Annotated in this window: 10 protein-coding genes; 9 read left to right on the top strand and 1 reads right to left on the bottom strand. The window is 66.6% G+C overall.

Going from position 1 to position 10,205, the window contains the following annotated elements:
• Positions 1–201 precede the first annotated feature (201 nt).
• The 4 genes from ACT6S0_RS24030 to ACT6S0_RS24015 are packed head-to-tail and all read left to right on the top strand — an operon-like array spanning position 202 to position 3,812.
• Complete coding sequence (locus ACT6S0_RS24030) at positions 202–1,458, top strand: lipoprotein-releasing ABC transporter permease subunit (RefSeq protein WP_444766295.1); 1,257 nt, start codon at positions 202–204, stop codon at positions 1,456–1,458.
• Entirely contained in the window at positions 1,451–2,131 is a 681-nt protein-coding gene (lolD, locus tag ACT6S0_RS24025; protein ID WP_444766294.1) for a lipoprotein-releasing ABC transporter ATP-binding protein LolD, read from the top strand. Before ACT6S0_RS24030 ends, lolD begins: the two co-directional genes overlap by 8 nt.
• Positions 2,128–2,982 carry a formyltetrahydrofolate deformylase gene (gene purU, locus ACT6S0_RS24020; protein WP_444766293.1) on the top strand — a complete coding sequence of 285 codons (855 nt, stop codon included), beginning with the start codon at positions 2,128–2,130 and terminating at the stop codon, positions 2,980–2,982. Before lolD ends, purU begins: the two co-directional genes overlap by 4 nt.
• Positions 2,983–2,993: 11 nt before the next feature.
• Positions 2,994–3,812 (top strand): TatD family hydrolase, encoded by an 819-nt coding sequence (locus ACT6S0_RS24015; RefSeq protein WP_444766292.1) that lies wholly within the window; start codon positions 2,994–2,996, stop codon positions 3,810–3,812.
• A 5-nt stretch (positions 3,813–3,817) separates the two neighbouring features.
• Here ACT6S0_RS24015 and ACT6S0_RS24010 read toward each other — a convergent pair whose 3' ends face one another.
• Positions 3,818–4,642 carry an MOSC domain-containing protein gene (locus tag ACT6S0_RS24010; RefSeq protein ID WP_444766291.1) on the bottom strand — a complete coding sequence of 275 codons (825 nt, stop codon included), beginning with the start codon at positions 4,640–4,642 and terminating at the stop codon, positions 3,818–3,820.
• A 44-nt stretch (positions 4,643–4,686) separates the two neighbouring features.
• On the opposite strand from ACT6S0_RS24010, the gene ACT6S0_RS24005 reads away from it, so the two are divergent.
• From ACT6S0_RS24005 to ACT6S0_RS23985, 5 genes are all read left to right on the top strand, one after another.
• Positions 4,687–5,247 carry a DNA-deoxyinosine glycosylase gene (locus ACT6S0_RS24005; RefSeq protein ID WP_444766290.1) on the top strand — a complete coding sequence of 187 codons (561 nt, stop codon included), beginning with the start codon at positions 4,687–4,689 and terminating at the stop codon, positions 5,245–5,247.
• 15 nt (positions 5,248–5,262) lie between these two features.
• On the top strand, positions 5,263–6,039 hold the full coding sequence (locus tag ACT6S0_RS24000; RefSeq protein WP_444766289.1) for a spermidine synthase: 777 nt from the start codon (positions 5,263–5,265) through the stop codon (positions 6,037–6,039).
• 12 nt (positions 6,040–6,051) lie between these two features.
• Positions 6,052–7,836 carry a GspE/PulE family protein gene (locus ACT6S0_RS23995; RefSeq protein ID WP_444766288.1) on the top strand — a complete coding sequence of 595 codons (1,785 nt, stop codon included), beginning with the start codon at positions 6,052–6,054 and terminating at the stop codon, positions 7,834–7,836.
• Between the two features lie 95 nt (positions 7,837–7,931).
• The gene (locus tag ACT6S0_RS23990; protein ID WP_444766287.1) at positions 7,932–8,396 is read left to right on the top strand and encodes a tripartite tricarboxylate transporter TctB family protein; all 465 of its coding nucleotides are present in this window, start codon (positions 7,932–7,934) and stop codon (positions 8,394–8,396) included.
• A gap of 8 nt (positions 8,397–8,404) precedes the next feature.
• A complete protein-coding gene (locus ACT6S0_RS23985) occupies positions 8,405–9,916 on the top strand; it encodes a tripartite tricarboxylate transporter permease (protein WP_444766286.1) in 1,512 nt (503 codons plus the stop codon).
• The last annotated feature ends 289 nt before the right edge of the window (positions 9,917–10,205 follow it).

Genomic DNA, 10,205 nt, shown 5'->3' with positions numbered 1-10,205 from the left:
GCGGCGCGTTCGGCGTGGCGCACCAGCACGACCAGGTCGGGCAGGGCCGCGGCGGGCGAGGCCAGCGCAAATGTCAGCAGACAGGCCGACAGCAGGACAGACAAGGGCTTCATCGTGATTCCGGAAGGGGGTTCGGCCCATTCTCGCCAAGGCGCGCCAGTTACCATGCCGGCCCCATGCTGCACCCCCGCCCACCGCCCCATGCATCTGCCGTTTGAACTCCAGGTCGGCTGGCGCTACACGCGCGCCGGCCGCGGCGGGCGGCGCAACCGCTTCATCAGCTTCATCTCGGGCGTGTCCATCCTGGGCATCGCACTGGGGGTGGCTGCGCTGATCATCGTGCTGTCGGTCATGAACGGCTTCCAGCAAGAGGTGCGTGACCGCATGCTCAACGTCATCGCCCATGTCGAGCTGCTGGACTACAGCGGCCAGGCCCTGCCCGACTGGCAGGCGACGGCGGCCAAGGCGCGCGAGAACCCCGAAGTCGTCGGCGCGGCCCCCTTCATCGCCAACCAGGGCCTGATCGCCCGCGGCGAGGACATGCGCGGTGCCGTACTGCGCGGCATCTCGCCGGCGGAGGAGGCCACCGTGACGACCCTGGGCGCACAGCTCAAGGATGGCGCCTTTGCCAGGCTGCAGCCGGGCGCGTGGAACATCGTGCTGGGCGCCGAGCTGGCGCGCCAGCTCGGCGTCGGCGAGGGCGACAAGATCACCGTCGTGGCGCCCGGCGGCCAGGTCACGCCAGCGGGTGTGCTGCCGCGGCTGAAGAGCTTCAACGTCGTCGGCACCTTCAGTGCGGGCCACTATGAATACGACTCTGGCCTGGCGCTGATCCATGTCGACGATGCGGCCAAGCTCTTCCGCACCCTGGGCCCGACGGGCGTGCAGCTCAAGCTGCGTGATGTGCACCAAGCACGCCGCGTGGCGGGCGAGCTTTCGACCGGCATGGGCCCCGACATCATGGTGCGCGACTGGACGCGTGCCAATGCCAATTGGTTCGACGCGGTGCAGATCGAAAAGCGGCTGATGAGCATCATCCTGACGCTGATCGTCGCGGTCGCGGCCTTCAACCTGGTGTCCACCCTGGTGATGACGGTGACGGACAAGCAGAGCGACATCGCCATCCTGCGCACCCTGGGCGCCAGCCCGCGCTCCATCATGGGCATCTTCATCGTGCAGGGCGCCGTGTCGGGCGTCATCGGCACGCTCTCGGGCGTGGGCCTGGGGCTGCTGGTGGCCTTCAATGTCGACGTCATCGTGCCGGCCATCGAGGGGCTGCTGAACGTCAGCTTCTTGCCGGGCAGCATCTACGTCATCAGCCAGATGCCCAGCGACCCGCAGCGCGCGGACATCGTGCCGATCGCGCTGGTGTCACTGGTGCTGTCCTTCCTCGCCACGCTCTACCCGAGCTGGCGCGCCAGCCGCGTGCAACCGGCGGAGGCGCTGCGCTATGAATGAGTTGATCGTTCAGGCGACCGGGCTGACGCGCCGTTTCAGCGAGGGCGGCCTCGATGTGACCGTCCTCAAGGGGGTCGACCTGCATGTCTCGCGCGGCGAGACGCTGGCCATCGTCGGCGCCTCGGGCTCGGGCAAGTCCACGCTGCTGCACCTGCTGGGCGGGCTGGATGCGCCCACCTCGGGCAAGGTCACGTTGATGGGTCGCGCGCTGGCAGACATGGACGAGGCCGGGCGCGGTGACTGGCGCAACCGGCACCTGGGCTTTGTCTATCAGTTCCACCACCTGCTGCCGGAGTTCAGCGCGCTCGACAACGTGGCGATGCCGCTGCGCATCCGCCGCCAGGCACCGGCCGATGCACGCGCCACGGCGGCCGAGATGCTGGCCCGCGTCGGCCTGAAGGACCGCGTGATGCATCGCCCGTCGGAACTCTCCGGCGGTGAACGCCAGCGCGTCGCCATCGCGCGCGCGCTGGTCACGCGCCCGGCCTGCGTGTTGGCCGACGAGCCCACCGGTAACCTCGACCGCGACACCGCCAACGCCGTGTTCGCGCTGATGCTGGAGCGCGCCCGCGAGCTGGGCACCGCCTTCGTTCTCGTCACCCACGACCGCGACCTGGCGGCGCGCTGCGACCGGCAGCTGCAGCTTGTCGCGGGCCAATTCCAAGCCTCATGAATCCCCGCTTCGTCCTCAAGCTCTCCTGTCCCGACCGCGCCGGCATCGTGCATGCCGTGACCGGCGTGCTGCTGCAGCAGGGCGGCAACATCCTGACCTCGCACCAGCATGGTGACGCCGACCATGCGCGCTTTTTCATGCGCATCGAGTTCGAGGCCGCGGCCGACGAGCGCGCTTTACAGGCCGTCTTCGAGCCCCTGGCCGACGAGTTCGGCATGGACTGGGAACTGGTGGCGCGCGCCCGCAAGACACGTGTGCTGCTGCTGGTGTCCAAGCTGGGCCACTGCCTGAACGATCTGCTATTCCGGGTGCAGACCGGGCACCTGAACGTGGAGATCCCGGCCATCGTGTCCAACCACCGCGACTTCTACCAGCTCGCGGCGTCGCACAACATTCCCTTCCACCACTTTCCGCTGCTCGGCGCGACCGCTGCGCAGAAGGCGGCGCAGGAAGCCAAGATCCGCGAAGTGATCGCCGACAACCAGATCGACCTGGTCGTGCTGGCCCGCTACATGCAGATCCTGTCGCCCGAGCTGTGCCGGGATCTGAGCGGCCGCGCGATCAACATTCACCACAGCTTCCTGCCCAGCTTCAAGGGCGCCAAGCCCTATCACCAGGCTTATGAGCGTGGCGTCAAGCTGATCGGCGCAACGGCCCATTACGTGACCAGCGACCTCGACGAAGGCCCGATCATCGAGCAGGAGGTCGCCCGCATCGACCACAGCATGCCGCCCGAACAGCTGGTCGGCATCGGCCGCGACATGGAGTGCGTGGCATTGGCGCGGGCCATCCAGTGGCATGCGGAGCACCGCGTGCTGCTCAACGGCAACCGGACCGTCGTGTTCCGCTAAAGGCGCAGGCAGTGTGGATCGACACCCACTGCCATCTTGACGCGGCCGAGTTCGACGCCGACCGTGAGGCCGTCGTCGCGCGTGCGAGGGCGGCGGGCGTTTCGCAGATCGTCATCCCGGCCGTCGATGCGCGCAACCTGGGGCGGGTGCGCGAACTGGCGCATGAACACGACCTCACCTACGCGCTCGGCATCCATCCGCTGTGCGTGATGGGCGCGAAGCCGGGCGATCTGCGCTGTGTGGCTGAAGCGCTGGAGCAGCACGGCGGCGACGGGCGGCTGGTGGCCGTCGGCGAGATCGGGCTGGACCATTTCGTGGCGGGGATCGACGCGGACACCCAGCAGCACTTCTACGTCGAGCAGCTCAAGCTCGCCAAGCGCGCCGGCCTGCCGGTGCTGCTGCTCGTGCGCCGCAGCGCCGACCTGCTGCTCGCCGGCCTGCGCCGCGTGGGTTTCCCGCACGGTGGCATTGCCCATGCGTTCAACGGCAGCGAGCAGCAGGCACAGGCCTTCATCGCCCTCGGCTTCAAGCTCGGCTTCGGCGGCACGCTGACCTTTGAGCGCTCGCTGCAGATCCGGCGTATCGCGGCGGGCGTGCCGGACACGGCGCTGGTCATGGAGACCGACGCACCCGACATTCCGCCGCGTTGGCTCTACAAGACGGCGGTGCAGCGCGAGACGAGCCCGGGCCAGGCGCGCAATGAATCCTCCGAGTTGCCGCGCATTGCCGAAAGCCTGGCCGGGATGCGCGGCTGGACGCTGGCGCAGACGGCGGCCATCACCAGCGCCAACGCGCGGGTGGCGCTGCCGCGGCTGCCGCGGCAGCCTTAGCCTGGCTAGGCTGCGCAGAAGTCCAGCATCATCTCCACCCGGTCGCCCACGCGCAGCACGCCCGTGCCGCTGCCGCTCGCGTAGATGCCAAACTGCACCGGCGCCCCAGGCTCCCGCTCGGCGCTGAGCTGGGTCAGCGCGTCCAGCGCCAAGGGCTGGGCGATGCCGGTCGCTGGGTCGATGGTGGTCATCATGCAGCGGACACAGGGTGTGGTGCGGCGCAGCGTGAGCGCTCCGATGCGAGCCTCGATCAGCATGTCCTCGATGAAGGCGGGCAGGGCGCCGCCATCGTCCGCGCTCAACAGCACGTTGGGCCGCACGCGCTGGACCGCGCCGGTAAGCGGCTTGGTGAGCGCGGCCGCCCAGGCTTGCAAGGAGCCGTCGCCGACGATGTGCAGTGGGTTCAGCATCGGCCGCCGCTGGGCTTCGAGGCTGAGCCGCACAAGCCGCAGGTGCTCGCCGGTGGTTGCCAGCAGCAGAGCGGCCGCATCGTCCCCGGCATCCCGGGTCATGAGGAGGTCGAAGTCCTGGCGCTCGCCATTCCAGGCGCGCACGTTCACGGCGCCGCCGCCGTCTGCGGCGATTTCCAGCCGGCGCCCTTCGCCCTCCAGCGTCAGACCACCACCCTGTGTGCCGCGTGCGCTGACAAGCGCCAGGCGGGGGTGGGCGCCCATCCAGGTCAGTTCGCCGCTCGCATCGGCGATGCCCCAGCCTCGGTCGCCCTCGGGCCAGCCATCGACACCGAGCTTCAATGTCTCGACGGCCTCGCCGGCGCAGGACTTGACCGGGTAGCGCCACAGCCCGGCGATGCGGGCGATCAGATCGGCCATGATGTCCGCGGTACCGCAAGAGCGTTCATCTCGCATCCTTTCTTTTGAAGCCACCTGCATCGTCTCAGCCGCGGGCCTCTCGCGCCAAGCCTGCAAACCCCGAGTTCGAGCGCCGCCTGATCGGCCTGCCGCCGGTCTTCGACACGCGGGCGCGGATGCTGGTGCTGGGAAGCTTCCCCGGCGTCGCGTCGCTGCAGGCAGCGCAGTACTACGCGCACCCGCGCAATGCGTTCTGGCCGGTCATGGCCGCCCTGTTGGGCGAGGCGGACCTCGCGATGCGGCCCTATGCCCAACGTCTGCAGGCGCTGCGCCAGCATCGCGTTGCGCTGTGGGACGCCGTGGCGGCCTGCCGGCGCGATGGCAGCCTGGACTCGGCGATTGCGCACGCCGAGCCGAGCGATCTGAGGGAGCTCGTCGCCCGCATGCCCAGGCTGCGTGCCATCGGCTGCAACGGGGCGCTGGCCCACCGCCAGGCGCTGGCGGCGCTTGGTGAGCCCGCCCTGCCGGTGCTGCGCCTGCCGTCGACGAGTCCCGCGCATGCGGGAATGAGACTCACGGACAAGATCGAAGCCTGGCGCAGCGCCCTCGCGTGGTGTCTGGGCTGACCTAGGATGCCGGCCATGAAAAGAACGCAGCCGCAGACCTGGGGCCCGGCCACGCTGAGCGAGTTCGATGGTGTCCGCTTTCTGCACCTGGACTCCATCTGGGTGCAGGGCGCCATGCGCATGCGCAAGCCGGATCAGCTGGAGCTGGAATACATCCAGCGCATGTGCGCATGGATGCTGTGGCGTGACGCTGCTTCACTGGGAGAGGGTCATGCCGTGCAACTGGGTCTGGGCGCGGCTGCGCTGACGCGCTTCAGCCATGGCCAATTAAAGATGCGCACCACGGCGGTAGAGATCAACCCCGAGGTCATCGCCGCCTGCCGGCAGTGGTTCCGCCTGCCGGCCAATGACGCGCGGCTGAACGTGATCAACGCCGACGCCGCGGCCTGGGTCAATGACGACGCGAATCTGCAGACTGTCGATGTGTTGAATGTCGATCTCTATGATCACGATGCCGCCGCACCGGTGCTGGACGACGAGGCGTTCTACGTCGCCTGCCGTGGCGTGCTGGCAGACGGCGGGCTGATGACCGTCAACCTCTTCGGTCGCAGCGCCAGTTTTGCACGCAGCGCGCTGCGCATTGCCAAGGCTTTTGGCTCGGACCAGGTCTGGAGCCTGGCGCCCACCAAGGAAGGCAACACGGTCGTCGTGGCGGCGCGCGGCAGCCAGGTGCCCCACCGCGACGTGCTGGAGCAGCGCGCGGCTAACATCGAATCGCGCTTCAAGCTGCCGGCCGGCAAATGGCTCAGGCTTGTCAGGCCGCTGCCGATGAGCATCCTCAACGCACTCTGAAACCAGCCTTCGATGACGACCAAGCCCAAGCCCTCAGCGGCCTCCGCCTCCAAGTCCGATGGTCGCTTGGAGTGGCGTCAGATGCTGCACTGGCTGCTGGACGACGGCCTCATCGACGAGCCGCAAGTGCAGCGCACCGAGCAGCGCTTTGCGGCCGGCGACAGCGCGCTGCATCCGCTGGTGCGTCTGGGCCATGCCAGCCTGGTGCGGCTGTCGACGGGCAAGCCGCTGGACGTCGATGCGCTGTCCGAGTGGCTGGCCGTGCGCGCCCGCTTTCCGTATCTGCGCATCGACCCGCTGAAGGTCGATGTTGGCCGCGTGAGTGATGTGATGTCCATCGGCTATGCCGAGGCCAAACGCTGCCTGCCGGTGCAGTTCGGCCTGAACGACGTGACGATTGCGACGTCCGAGCCCTTCGACACGAGCTGGGTGGCGCAGATCGAGTCGCATGTGCGCAAGCCCATCAAGCTTGTGGTCGCCAACCCGCTGGACATCGCGCGCTACACGACCGAGTTCTTCACGTTGGCGCGTTCGGTACGCGCGGCGGCCAAGGCCGGCGAGCAAAGCTCGGTCGCGAGCTTCGAGCAACTCGTCGAGCTGGGCAAGACGAACAAGCAGCTCGATGCCAACGACCAGGGCGTCGTGCAGGTGGTCGACTGGCTGTGGCAATACGCGTTCGACCAGCGCGCGAGCGACATCCACCTGGAGCCGCGCCGCGAGATGGGCGTCATCCGCTTTCGCATCGACGGTGTGCTGCACACGGTCTACCAGTTGCCCCCTACGGTGATGGCGGCGATGACGTCGCGCATCAAGCTGTTGGGACGCATGGACGTCGTCGAGAAGCGCCGCCCCTTGGATGGCCGCATCAAGACGCGCAACCCGGGCGGCGACGAAGTGGAAATGCGCCTGTCGACGTTGCCCACGGCCTTCGGCGAGAAGATGGTCATGCGCATCTTCGACCCCGACACCGCGGTCAAGGACCTGTCGTCGCTCGGCTTTGGCCAGCATGACTCGGACCGCTGGGAGCAGCTGGTCAAGCAGCCCCACGGCATCATCCTCGTGACCGGCCCGACCGGTAGCGGCAAGACGACGACGCTGTACTCGACGCTCAAGCGCCTGGCGACGGATGAAGTCAACGTGACGACGATCGAAGACCCGATCGAGATGATCGAGCCGGCCTTCAATCAAACCCAGGTGCAGAACGTGCTGGACTTCGGTTTTGCCGAGGGCCTGCGCGCTCTGATGCGCCAGGACCCGGACATCATCATGGTCGGCGTGATCCGCGATCTGGAGACGGCCGAGATGGCCATCCAGGCTGCGCTGACCGGCCATCTGGTATTTAGCACACTGCACACCAATGATTCGGTGTCGGCCATCACGCGCTTGATGGATTTGGGTGTGCCGAGCTACCTGATCAGCGCGACCGTCATTGGCGTGCTGGCGCAGCGATTGGTGCGAACGCTCTGCCCACATTGCAAGCAGCCAGACCCGCTCGTCACTCGCGAAAGCCTCAACGACCTGGTGCGCCACTGGCGCCTGGGCGGCGGGGTCAAGCCCTATAAGCCTGTCGGCTGTCTGGAATGTCGCAACACCGGCTTCCGCGGGCGCGCAGGCCTGTATGAGCTGCTAGCGGTCAGCGAGGGCGTGAAGGGCGCATTGGGCGATCTCGCAGCGCTGCGCCGCCAGGCCATGCAGGAGGGCCTGCGGCCGCTGCGCCTGGCTGGTGCGATGAAGGTGGCCGAAGGCGTGACGACGGTAGAAGAGGTGCTGCGCAGCACGCCGGCCTGGGAAGGCTGATACGTGTAATCCACAGGCCGGAGGCAGGTCCCCGCTGACAGAATCGCCGCCACGATGTTGCACGCCTTCCCGCGGCGTGCTGGAGACAAGAAGCGATGAAGATCAAGAGCCAGCGGGACTTCTGGTCCGGCCTGATGTTCCTGGTTGTCGGTGTGGGCTTTGCATGGGGAGCGACTGAGTACTCCTTTGGCACATCCGCGCGGCCAGGTCCCGGTTACTTTCCTTTCGGCCTCGGTATTCTGTTGGCCGTCTTTGGCGGCGCCGTACTGTTCACGGCACTGACGGTGGAGGCGGAAGGCGGCGACCCCGTGGGCGACATCGCCTGGCGGCCTCTGCTGGTCATCATCGGATCCATCATCGTGTTCGGGCTTGCGCTGCCGCGCCTGGGGCTGGCAGTGACTCTGCCATTGCTCATCACGCTGGCATCGTTGGCAGGCAACGAATTCCGCTGGCGCGATGTGTTGATCAGCTGCGTGGTTCTGACGTTTGGCAGCTGGGCCCTTTTCATCGTGGGTCTCAAGCTGACCATCCCCCTCTGGCCCATCTACATCACCGGCTGAGGCTGCCCATGGATCTCCTGAATAACCTTGGTCTGGGTTTCCAGACGGCGCTGACGCTGCAGAACCTGCTCTATGCATTCTTCGGCACCGTACTGGGCACACTGATCGGCGTGCTTCCCGGCCTTGGCCCGGTCGCGACCATCGCGATGCTGCTGCCATCCATTTACGCGCTGGACGCAACACCCGCCCTCATCATGCTCGCCGGCATCTATTACGGCGCGCAATACGGCGGCTCGACGACCGCCATTCTTATCAATGTGCCGGGCGAATCGAGTTCGGTCGTCACGGCCATTGACGGCTACCAAATGGCCCGCAAGGGTCGCGCCGGCGCCGCTCTCGCGGCGGCTGGCCTGGGCAGCTTCTTTGCTGGCTGCGTCGGCACCATCATCATTGCGGCCTTCGCACCGCCGCTGACGGAACTGGCCTTCAAGTTCGGCTCCGCCGAGTACTTCTCGCTGATGGTGCTGGGTTTGGTCGGTGCCGTGGTGTTGGCGTCGGGGTCCTTGATCAAGGCCATCGCGATGATCGTGTTGGGGCTGTTGATCGGTCAGATCAACACCGATGTCATCACGGGCACCGCGCGCTTCTCCTTTGACATCCCGGAACTGACCGACGGCATCGGCTTCGTGATCATTGCCATGGGCGTGTTCGGCTTTGGCGAGATCATTGCCAATCTGGGCCAGCCGGCAGAGAACCGCGAGGTCTTCACGAAAGAGGTGAAGGGCCTGTGGCCAACGCGGGAGGACTTCCAGGACGCTTGGCCCGCCGTGTTGCGCGGTACCGCGCTTGGATCAGTCCTCGGCGTGCTGCCCGGTGGCGGTGCACTGCTGGCTTCGTTCGCGGCCTACACGCTAGAAAAGAAGATCAATCGCAATCCGCGCGTGCCGTTCGGCAAGGGCGCCATCCAGGGGGTGGCAGGTCCGGAAAGTGCGAACAACGCGGGAGCACAGACCAGCTTCATCCCTATGCTGACGCTGGGGATCCCGCCCAATGCCGTGATGGCGCTGATGGTCGGTGCGATGACGATCAAAGGCATCCAGCCCGGCCCGCAGGTCATGACGAGTAACCCTGAGCTGTTCTGGGGACTCATCGCGTCGATGTGGCTGGGCAACCTGATGCTCATCGTCCTGAACCTGCCCCTGATCGGCATCTGGATCAAGCTGCTGACGGTGCCCTACCGCTTCCTCTTTCCTGCCATCGTTGTCTTCTGCTGCATCGGTACCTACTCGCTGAACAACAACAGCTTCGATGTCTATATGACGGCAGGCTTCGCGTTGCTGGGCTACGTCTTCTACAAGCTGGGTTGTGAGCCGGCGCCGCTGCTTCTTGGCTTCATCCTCGGCCCCATGATGGAAGAGAACCTGCGCCGCGCGCTGCTGCTGGCACGCGGGGACTGGAGCACCTTCCTGACACGCCCCTTGTCTGCGGGCCTGCTGGTTGCGGCTGCGCTGATGATCGTGGTCGTCATGCTGCCTTCGATTCGTAGCAAGCGCCAAGAGGCCTTCCAGGAGGAGACCTGATCTGGCTGACGCCTCGGTGCCAGGAGGGGCGCGCAACTCCTTCTATGGTGGCACCCGAGCAGGGATATTGACTGCCGCTTAAGCGTGCTGCCACGGCGCGATCGTTTTCGCGTTGTGCAAGCTGTAGTTGTGCTTTCCCATCTGCCTGGTTAGCCGCCGCTTGCGGCCGTTTGATTTCCTGTGCTACAGTCGTGGGCTTCGCTGATCACAAGGCGCTTGATTCCGGAGACGGGGGCGGCAAGGGGTGTGAGGCGGGTCGGGGCTGAAAGGCTCTGGGCGAGCTGGAGGG

Source organism: Roseateles sp., assembly GCF_052436255.1.
GTDB lineage: Bacteria > Pseudomonadota > Gammaproteobacteria > Burkholderiales > Burkholderiaceae_C > Pelomonas.
This window is presented reverse-complemented; position numbering and strand designations above follow the sequence as displayed.

Excerpts from the sequence above, each read along its gene's own strand:
- ACT6S0_RS24030 (WP_444766295.1), top strand. The coding sequence starts at position 202 with ATGCATCTGCCGTTTGAACTCCAGGTCGGCTGGCGCTACACGCGCGCC.
- ACT6S0_RS23985 (WP_444766286.1), top strand. The coding sequence starts at position 8,405 with ATGGATCTCCTGAATAACCTTGGTCTGGGTTTCCAGACGGCGCTGACG.
- ACT6S0_RS24010 (WP_444766291.1), bottom strand. The coding sequence starts at position 4,642 with ATGGCCGATCTGATCGCCCGCATCGCCGGGCTGTGGCGCTACCCGGTC.
- purU (WP_444766293.1), top strand. The coding sequence starts at position 2,128 with ATGAATCCCCGCTTCGTCCTCAAGCTCTCCTGTCCCGACCGCGCCGGC.
- lolD (WP_444766294.1), top strand. The coding sequence starts at position 1,451 with ATGAATGAGTTGATCGTTCAGGCGACCGGGCTGACGCGCCGTTTCAGC.
- ACT6S0_RS24000 (WP_444766289.1), top strand. The coding sequence starts at position 5,263 with ATGAAAAGAACGCAGCCGCAGACCTGGGGCCCGGCCACGCTGAGCGAG.
- ACT6S0_RS23995 (WP_444766288.1), top strand. The coding sequence starts at position 6,052 with ATGACGACCAAGCCCAAGCCCTCAGCGGCCTCCGCCTCCAAGTCCGAT.
- ACT6S0_RS23990 (WP_444766287.1), top strand. The coding sequence starts at position 7,932 with ATGAAGATCAAGAGCCAGCGGGACTTCTGGTCCGGCCTGATGTTCCTG.